2 protein-coding genes and 4 pseudogenes are annotated in these 4,596 nt (G+C 61.8%); 4 read left to right on the forward strand and 2 right to left on the reverse strand.

The genetic code is table 11. The annotated features are described in order from the left end of the window. Positions 1–53: 53 nt before the first annotated feature. Together ABZ624_RS41605 and ABZ624_RS41610 are read right to left on the reverse strand one after the other, a co-directional pair. On the reverse strand, positions 54–1,100 hold the full coding sequence (locus ABZ624_RS41605; protein ID WP_360100722.1) for a cytochrome P450: 1,047 nt from the start codon (positions 1,098–1,100) through the stop codon (positions 54–56). Between the two features lie 386 nt (positions 1,101–1,486). Continuing rightward, a pseudogene (locus tag ABZ624_RS41610) lies at positions 1,487–1,747 on the reverse strand (transposase); the annotation flags it as partial. A 26-nt stretch (positions 1,748–1,773) separates the two neighbouring features. Between ABZ624_RS41610 and ABZ624_RS41615 the strand changes: the two are divergent. From ABZ624_RS41615 to ABZ624_RS41630, 4 genes and pseudogenes are all read left to right on the forward strand, one after another. Further along, a pseudogene (locus ABZ624_RS41615) lies at positions 1,774–2,018 on the forward strand (transposase); the annotation flags it as partial. 64 nt (positions 2,019–2,082) lie between these two features. Beyond that, positions 2,083–2,373 (forward strand): annotated as a pseudogene (locus ABZ624_RS41620) (transposase family protein); the annotation flags it as partial. A gap of 30 nt (positions 2,374–2,403) precedes the next feature. Continuing rightward, positions 2,404–2,634 carry an integrase core domain-containing protein gene (locus tag ABZ624_RS41625; protein WP_360100734.1) on the forward strand — a complete coding sequence of 77 codons (231 nt, stop codon included), beginning with the start codon at positions 2,404–2,406 and terminating at the stop codon, positions 2,632–2,634. 593 nt (positions 2,635–3,227) lie between these two features. Beyond that, positions 3,228–4,596: pseudogene (locus tag ABZ624_RS41630) on the forward strand (hypothetical protein); the annotation flags it as partial.

Here is a 4,596-nt window from a genome sequence, read left to right on the forward strand (position 1 = left end):
GAGGTACGACAAGCTCGCCGTCCGCTACGAAGCGACCGTGCTGGTCGCAGCCATCAACGAGTGGCTATGACCAGCACTTTCACAACACGCCCTAGGCGCGTATCAGCCGTGACGACACGGCTGAACAGCCATCCGGGGGGATAGATGCGCATCGTCTCCGTCAATACACGCTGGGTTAGGTCAAGGTACGGCAGATGACTGGTGACAGCCGTGAGGTTGTCCCCGACGACGGCGTCGACTTCCTCCTGCAGCCGGGCACGGATGCGAGGATGACGGGCGAGGAAATAAAGCGCCCAGGACAGGGTGACGGAGGAACTTTCCGTACCACCGACGAAGAACGTCATAATGTGGTCGCGGATCTCAAGGTCGTCTTCCTCGCCGCCGAGGTAGACCGCGAGCAGCGCCGACAGCAGGTCCCCACGATCCTTTCCTTCCGCGCGGCGCTCGTTGATGACGTTCTCGACGACGCGCCGCAGATGGTCACGGGCCTGGAAGAAACGGCGGTTTCCTGGAGTGGGCATCCGGCAGAACAGCGGCGGCATCACCGAACGCCAATAAAGGCCCTTTAAAAGGGTGACCACGTCGTGGGTGATCAGATCGGCCGTAGGAGAGGGGACAGCGGAGTGGAACATCGTATCGATCGCACTGCGTGAAGTGATTTTCCGGATCTCGGCGGGGACATGGAGGATCTGCCCGGCCTTCCAGGTGGTGACCACGTCGCCGATGTGTCGGGACATGATCTCTTCGTAACCAGGAAACCGGTCGGGGTGGAACGCTGGCTGGCAGAGACGCCGATGACGGCGGTGATCACGGTGCGGACACGTGGCAATGCCGTTACGCAGAGCCTGCCGGGCCACCTCATACGTAGGGCCTTCCTTGTCGAACACGCGGTCGTTGCGCAATACGTCCCACGCCAGGCCGGGGTCACACACCAGAACAACTTCGGTGGCACCGAGCCGCAGGCGCACAAGGTCGCCGTGTGCGGGCAAAGAGCTGAGAAAACCCAGCGGATCACGAACAAGGGGCAATACGTGACCGATGCCGGGAAGCGCCCGAGGGGCTGTGACGATGTCGGGAGTGTCGTGCGCTGATGACAACATGAATCACCTAGGGCCGTGTTCCGGTCCTTCCGGTAGGAGGCACGGAATGCCGTTGGCGCATCCACCCCGACACCTCAGGAAACCGCCTGGGAAAGGCTTTGGGAAGTAGTGCGGGGCAGCAATCACGGGCATACACTGCGACTTTGTGCGCTTGTGAAGCGTTGACCTTGGCCTCTCAAGTTCACTGCGGTGCGGCTGCATGGGTGTCAGTTCGTGACGTTGTGTAACTGTCGTCGCCTCCTGCGCCCATTCTCATCTGACGTCGGAAAGGCCTGGTTAACCCACGCCAGGACACCGACCGGAAGGCCAAGGAGGACGAGGCGAAGAAGCGTCAGGAGAAGGCTGATCGTCAGCGCGCTGAGAAGCAGGAGCGTCAGCGTCACCGCGTCCAGGACCGCGTCGAAGGCGGTGGAGTCGTTGACGTTGCCCGGCGTGACGAGGACGGCCAGGGGCAGGCCCCGGCCATCACAGGCGAGGTGGGGCCGCCTCTGGTGACTGTCGTTGGCTACACGGGCCCGGCCATGGCAAAGCAGGTAACCGACCTCATGGCGAGGGGTTTCAAGCACCTCATCATCGATGTCGGTCCCACCGACAAGGGTGTGCTCAAGACGGCCTGGATGCTGACCAAGCGCGGGATCGTTCCGCACGTAGGCGACGTCGTTCAGCTGACGACGAGCTGATCGCCGAACGTGAATGGCTGACGGTGTTCCTGTTGCCCGCGTACTCGCCCGACCTCAACCCGGTCGAGGGGGTGTGGGCGCACGTCAAGCGCAGTCTGGCCAATCTCGCCGTGGTCGCCTGGACCGAATCGAAGCCCTCGTACGCAACCGGCTCAAGCGACTTCAGTACCGGCCCGACACTCTCGACGGCTTCATAGCGGGTACCGGCCTGACCCTCGACATTCTCGCGTCACCTTGAAGAGCCGAGGTCAGTAGCCAGGGCCCGCAAGGCCGCCTTCGCCGAGGCGTCCACCAGGCCGAACGAGGTGTGGCAGCTCGACTTCTCCGAGTACGAGACCCAGGGAGGCGGTATCTGGCGCCTGGCGGGCGTGACGGACTACTTCACCAGGTACGAGCACGGCTGGCACATCAGCCCGTCCTGCACCGGCACCGACGCGATCGAGGCGGTCAAGACCGCGATCGCCGAGGCCGAACGCCTCGGCGGCCGTCCGCTGGCCGATCTGCTGCCCGTCAGCAGCGAGACGGGTGGGATCCGAAGGAGCAAGCTGGTCACCGATAACGGCGGCGCGTTCAAAGGCGCCGCGTTCGCCCGGTTCATCGCCTCCAGGCCCGAGCTGCTGCACATCCGCACCCGGGCCAAGAGCCCCGGCCAGAACGGAGTCCGCGAGAGGGCCTTCGGCTCGCTGAAGTACGAGCACCTCTACCGCCTGGAGATCGAGGACCTCGGCACGCTCGCCCGCGAGGCCGAGCACTACCGGCACGTCTTCAACCACATCCGCCCCCACGAAGCCCTCGCCGGCCACCGGCAAAGTCTCACTACTCCGACCAGGCAACAGCCGAACGAGCGAACCTGAAACCCCGTCGACCCACCCTGACCTGCTGATCAGCACCTGCCGCACAGCGGGGGAAGGTCACCGGAGACGCCTGCGCTACCAGCAAGCTCCCCGCGGCGTAACGAGATCGTGTCCGCGCCCTGCGGCTGGCCGGCACGACCAACATTGCCGCCGGCCTACGACACAACGCCCGCAACCGGAATCGCCCGCTCGCCCTACTCGGGCGAGTTGACCGATCTGATCCGGAAGTGTGAATTCTGCACACAGACTCCGTAGCAAATATGGGGATTGTCGATATAGCGCAGCGTGGCCAGGCAACCGAGACTGAGATGGTGGACTACGAATAAGGTCACCTTGGTCTATTCTCCAGCGGCGCCGCTTCTGACTGGATGTCATTTCGGTAGGAAATCGAGAGACGTGAGGACCTTTTGACATGCTGTCGCTTGCTGTGCGCCTGCTTTCTGGCGGGCGGAGCGAGACCTCGGCCGGACCAGCGTAAACGCGACTCCGGTCCTACAATCTTTGCCAAAAGTGCACTCACCGGAATGTAACCGACCCAAATCGACATCCGGTGTTACCGACATGAGGCAAAATGGGCAATGAGATAGGAAAGCATGAAAATTTCGAGGAAGCGACACGCTCGGCACCGCCTGGAGGAGCGGGCGGGAAGAATAAACGGCTACCTAAAAAACAAGAGCATCCTCTCTGTGATGGTCGCTACCTTAGCCATAACCGGCGGCCTACAGCTGGCAGAGGCCACCGCCAGCTCAGCCGACATCAACCAGACCCCTTTGAATGCATACCTTCACATTCCGCTCACCATCAAAAGGCCCGGCGGTAGCACTATCGTATGGGGTGCAGCCCGGAATGTACCTGCTCACGTTGTGGGCAATATAAGGAAGGCCCTGGACGTCTGGGCCACCAACATGAATAATCCCAACCTCTTCCGAGAGGCCAGGCCGGGAGAACAGGTCGGCTTCCAGTTCCAGATGGACAATCTCGGGTACAATGCGGGTAAGGTGCTCGGCAGAGCGCCTTATATCGGTTGTTCAGGGCCCGCGCTGCATGGCTGCCTCAATGCAAAGCTTGATAATGTACTTGCTGGCTTTAGAGACGAGCAGGTGATCTCGGTAGTCGAGCACGAGTTCGGTCACGCCCTCCACCTGAACCACTCTGTCAATGGGCGCCCTGAAGAAATCATGCTCGCATGGCTGGGTAATAAACCGTCCGTTCGCCCCACCTCTGACGAGGCCGTTATGGCAAATCATTTAAACGGAGGCCTTCTCGGAAACCCGAAGCCCGATAACCCGCGCTGGCCGCGCCTTGAATTCGGAAACGAGCGCGGCTGGGACCCGAAGAGCCAATCATGGGTGCCGTATGCAGAATGGTCTGCCAAATATGGGTCAACGCCATACCTCAGAAGTGACGGGTGGTTCGGTTATGATCCGAAGACCAATTCATACATACCGCGCACGAATTGGGAGAAGAAGTACGGGTCGGCCACACAAGACGCGCCAGATCCCACGCTCAAGCCCACGCCGGACCCCAAGAAGGGAGGGCGTGACCAGTATGATCGAACGCAATTTTATGCTCAGACCACTGATGGTAATTGGCGCCCCCTCAAGGCTGGATCCTCTCCCAAGGGTTACGTCAACTTTATGGGCTACGGTTTGACAAACGGCGCCTGGCAGGACATCAAGGACCCTTTGAGCTATTTGCGCCGCGCGGAACATGAGACGCGGGCTGACCCGGCCACCAAGCCGGACGATGCGCCTAAGGCGATGGGTGGGGACGTATCCAGGCAGAAGCCGGTGGGAGAGCCGAAGCCGGCGGCTGATGAACAGCAGGTCGAGGACCAGCGGAAGGCCGACCAGCAACGCCGACAGGAACAGCAGGTCGAGGACCAGCGGAAGGCCGACCAGCAACGCCGACAGGAACAGCAGGTGGAGGACCAGCGGAAGGCCGACCAGCAACGCCGACAGG

It is taken from the genome of Streptomyces sp. NPDC007205, assembly GCF_040634095.1.
GTDB lineage: Bacteria > Actinomycetota > Actinomycetes > Streptomycetales > Streptomycetaceae > Streptomyces.